At 66.8% G+C, this 4197-nt stretch carries 3 protein-coding genes; 2 read left to right on the forward strand and 1 reads right to left on the reverse strand.

The features are described from left to right. A partial coding sequence (locus ACN469_RS30825; RefSeq protein WP_498773660.1) for a S46 family peptidase occupies positions 1–1865 on the forward strand: 1865 nt, incomplete at its 5' end. Between the two features lie 119 nt (positions 1866–1984). Here the strand turns inward: ACN469_RS30825 and guaA are convergent. Further along, positions 1985–3538, reverse strand: a complete 1554-nt coding sequence (guaA, locus tag ACN469_RS30830; protein WP_498773662.1) for a glutamine-hydrolyzing GMP synthase — start codon at positions 3536–3538, stop codon at positions 1985–1987. A 100-nt stretch (positions 3539–3638) separates the two neighbouring features. Here guaA and ACN469_RS30835 point away from each other — a divergent pair. Further along, positions 3639–4197: hypothetical protein (locus ACN469_RS30835; RefSeq protein WP_498773664.1), on the forward strand; the 559-nt coding region annotated here is incomplete at its 3' end.

The following is a 4197-nucleotide window of genomic DNA, read 5'->3' on the forward strand; positions in this document are numbered from 1 at the left end:
CGAAGAAGGACTACATCGCCAACGGCTTCTACGCGAAGGCCGAAGCCGAGGAGACGCAGTGCCCGGCGATGGAGATCAACCAGCTGGAGCAGATCACCGACGTCACCGAGACGCTGAACAAGGCGACCGCGGGCCTGTCCGGCAAGCCGTACAACGACACCCTGAAGGCGAAGATGTCCGAGCTGGAGCAGGCCTGCTCCGCCGGTGACGCCAAGGTGCGCTGTGACGTCGTCACCCTGTACCAGGGTGGCAAGTACAACCTCTACAAGTACCGCCGCTTCCAGGACGTGCGCCTGGTGATGGCCCCCGAGCACGCCATCGCCTTCTTCGGCGGCGACCCGGACAACTTCGAGTTCCCCCGGTGGGACCTGGACGTGACGTTCCTGCGCGTCTACCAGGACGGCAAGCCGGCCAAGACGGAGAACTACTTCAAGTGGTCCGAGAAGAGCGCCAAGGAGGGTGACCTCACCTTCGTGTCCGGCCACCCCGGCCGCACCTCGCGTGGCCTCACCGTCGCCGAGCTGGAGTACCAGCGCGACGTGGCCATGCCGAAGATGCTCTTCATGATGTCCGAAGTGCGCGGCATGGTGACGGAGTTCCAGAAGCGCGGCCCCGAGCAGAAGCGCATCTCCAACAACATGCTCTTCGGCGTGGAGAACGGCCTGAAGGCGACCAAGGGCCGCCTCGAGGCGCTCCAGGACAAGAAGTTCTTCGCCCAGAAGGTCGCCGCCGAGCAGGAGCTGCGCAAGAAGGTCGACGCCAACCCGGAGATGAAGAAGAAGTACGGCGCGGCGTGGGATGAGATCGCCAAGGCGCAGGGCCAGCTCGTCAACATCCGCAAGGACCTGGCCTTCGTCGAGCAGGGCAACGGCCTGTCCTCCAGCCTGTACGGCATCGCGAAGACGCTGGTGCGCGCCTCCGAGGAGCTCCCCAAGGAGAACGGCCAGCGCCTGCGTGAGTTCAACCAGGCCAACGTGCCGGCCCTCCAGGCCCAGCTGCTCAGCCCGGCCCCCATCTACCCGGAGATGGAGATCCTCCGCCTGACCTTCGGCCTGACGAAGATGCGCGAGGAGCTCGGCTCCAACCACCCGTTCGTCAAGAAGGTCCTGGGCAAGGAGTCCCCCGAGAAGATGGCGGCCCGGCTGGTGAAGGGCTCCAAGCTCTGCGTCCTCAAGGACGTGAAGGGCTCCAAGGTGTGTGACGTGGCCGTGCGCAAGGGCCTCCTCGACGGCGGCAAGGCGGCCATCGCGGCGTCCAAGGACCCGATGATCCAGCTGGCCCTCGCGCTCGACGCGGATGGCCGCGCGGTCCGCAAGAACTACGAGGAGAACATCGACGCGGTCATCAAGAAGAACGCGGAGCTGGTCGCCAAGGCGAAGTTCGAGGCCTACGGCACCAACCAGTACCCGGACGCGACGTTCAGCCTGCGCCTGTCCTACGGCTCGGTGAAGGGCTACATGGAGGACGGCAAGAAGGTGGAGCCCGTCACCCAGATGGCGGGAACCTTCGAGCACGCCACGGGCGAGGAGCCCTTCGCCCTTCCGCCGTCCTGGCTGAAGTCGGAGAAGCTGCTCGACGGCGCCACGGCGATGAACCTGGTCACCAGCAACGACATCATCGGCGGCAACTCCGGTTCCCCGATGATCAACAAGGACGCGGAGATCGTCGGCCTGGTGTTCGACGGCAACATCCAGTCCCTGGGCGGTGAGTACGGCTTCGACGAGTCCGTCAACCGCACCGTGGCCGTGCACAGCGACGCCATCATCGAGTCGCTGAAGAAGATCTACGGCGCCAACCGGGTGCTCGAGGAGCTGCGCCCGGGCAGCACCAAGATTCCCTCGGTCCCCACCAAGCCGGCCGGGTGATTCACCCGCGCTGAAGGGGCCCGGGCTTCGAAACCCGGACCCCTGATGCACGAAGAGGCTGCCTGGGCACTCTCGCCAGGCAGCCTCTTTTGCGTCCACCCTACTCGCCTACTCCAGCCTCACTCCCACTCGATGGTGGCCGGGGGCTTGGAGGACACGTCGTAGGCGACGCGGTTGATGCCGCGCACCTCGTTGGTGATGCGCGTGGAGATGCGCTCCAGCACGGGGTACGGCAGCCGCGCCCAGTCCGCCGTCATGCCGTCCACGCTGGTGACGGCGCGCAGCACGCAGGTGGACTCGTAGGTGCGCTCGTCGCCCATGACGCCCACGCTCTGCACGGGCAGCAGCACGGCGAAGGCCTGCCACAGCTCCTTGTAGAGCCCCGCGGTGCGAATCTCCTCCTGGACGATGGCGTCCGCGCGCCGTACCAGCTCCAGGCGGGCCTCGGTGACTTCGCCCAGCACGCGGATGGCCAGACCGGGGCCGGGGAACGGCTGCCGGTTCACCATCTCATCGGGCAGCCCCAGCTCGCGGCCCAGGGCGCGGACCTCGTCCTTGAACAGCTCGCGCAGCGGCTCCACCAGCTTGAGCTTCATCGTCTCCGGCAGGCCACCCACGTTGTGGTGGCTCTTGATGGTGACGGATGGGCCCTTGTACGAGACGGACTCGATGACGTCCGGGTACAGCGTGCCCTGCGCCAGGAACCCGGCGTCCTGGATGTCGCGCGAGGCCTCCTCGAACACGGCGATGAACTCGCGGCCGATGATCTTCCGCTTCTTCTCCGGGTCCGTCACGCCGGCCAGCGCGTCCAGGAACCGGGCCCGCGCGTCCACCGTCTTCAGCGGGACGTGGAAGCGGTCCACGAAGAGCGCCTCCACCTGGGCGCGCTCACCCTGCCGCAGCACCCCGTTGTCCACGAAGATGCACTGGAGCCGGGGGCCGATGGCGCGGTGGAGCAACAGCGCGGCCACGGAGCTGTCCACGCCTCCGGACAGCGCGCAGATGACCCGGCCCTCTTCACCCACCTGCTTGCGGATGGTGGCCACGGCCTCGTCGATGAAGCCCTTCATCGTCCACGAGCCGCTCACCTTGCAGTCGTTGAAGAGGAAGGCCCGCAGCATGGCCTTGCCCTGCGGGGTATGGACGACCTCGGGGTGGAACTGGAGGCCGTAGAAGGGCTTGGTCTGGTGGGCCGCCGCCGCGAAGGGCGAGTTGCCGCTGCGACCAATGGCCTCGAAACCGGGCGGAAGCTCCTCCACCCGGTCCCCGTGGCTCATCCAGACCTGGACCCTGTCACCAGGACGGAACTCCGAGAAAGGCCCGCGGGGCGCGAGGACCTCCACCTCCGCGTTGCCGAACTCACGGTGAGCGCCCCGGTCGATGCGCCCTCCCAGCAGCTTGGCGGTGAGCTGGAGGCCGTAGCAGATGCCCAGGACGGGCACTCCCGCCTCGAAGACGAAGGGGTCGCACCGGGGGGAACCAGGCGCCTCCACGGACGCCGGGCCTCCGGAGAGGATGATGCCCCGGGGGGCATAGCGGCGGATGTCCTCCGCCGGGAGGTCCGGGCGGTGGATTTCGCAATAAACGCCCAGTTCGCGCACCCGTCGGGCGATGAGCTGGGTGTACTGACTCCCGAAATCGAGGATCAGGATCTTCTCGGCGTGCAGGTCCACCGGAGGTTCTCCAAGGGGGCGTCGTTGACGGCTGGGGGCCCTTATCGCTACAAACTTCCGGAAAGCAACGCCCAAGTCCCCTCAATTGTTCGAGGTCCGGATGCTCCGCCGCCTGTCCGCTTCCACTGCCGCAACCCTCTTGTTCCTCTCCGCCTCTGGATGCGTGAAGGAAATCTCCTCCGACGAGCGACTGGACCGCGAGACCCAGAACCTGGCGGTCAAAGACACGCCTGGGGTCTCCGAGCTCCAGAAGCTCACCTGTGACGACACCACCGACGCGCTGGGCAAGGCCCGCAACGTCAATCGCCCCGAGACGGACCGCCTCGTCGACTACATCGAGCTGTACTCCTCCCTGCGCAAGCGGACGACCACGTTCGAGGATGCGATGAACCGCAACCCGGACCTGAGCTACCGCGAGGGCAGCCAGCAGATCGTCAACGCGAAGGACACCTGCATCCAGCAGACGGCCGACGTGAAGGTCGAGTTCGAGACCTACATGCGCGAGCTGGTGGCGGTGCCCACCGTGCAGGAGATCAAGGGCGGCAACGCCGTCACCATCGCCCGGCTCGACTTCAACACCCTGCGCCAGGCCATCGAGACGCTGGAGCCCGACGACAAGGACGCCCTGCTCAGCCGCGTGGCCAGCGCGGAGGGGAAGA

Origin of the sequence: Corallococcus terminator (assembly GCF_049194865.1) — a bacterium.
Taxonomy (GTDB): Bacteria; Myxococcota; Myxococcia; order Myxococcales; family Myxococcaceae; genus Myxococcus; species Myxococcus terminator_A.